At 54.0% G+C, this 237-nt stretch carries 1 protein-coding gene; it reads left to right on the forward strand.

Annotated features, from left to right (window positions below; genetic code table 11):
- A partial coding sequence (locus HBA93_RS23475; RefSeq protein ID WP_286202172.1) for an enoyl-CoA hydratase-related protein occupies nt 1-237 on the forward strand: 237 nt, incomplete at both ends.

The following is a 237-nucleotide window of genomic DNA, read 5'->3' on the forward strand; positions in this document are numbered from 1 at the left end:
TTTTGCCACGGATTATCGGGCAGGGGCGTGCCGCAGAACTGCTCTATACCGGCAGGTTTATGGGAGCCGAAGAGGGCAAAGACTGGGGCTTTTACAATCATCTGCATACGCAGGAAAATCTCCTTGGCGAGGCGCAGAAACTTGCCGCAACGCTCGCTGCTGGCCCGTATTTTGCCCATGGGATTACCAAGACCATGATGCGTCAGGAATGGGCGATGGGCATTGAAGAAATGATTG

Source organism: Ochrobactrum sp. SFR4 (genome assembly GCF_019730395.1).
GTDB lineage: Bacteria > Pseudomonadota > Alphaproteobacteria > Rhizobiales > Rhizobiaceae > Pseudochrobactrum.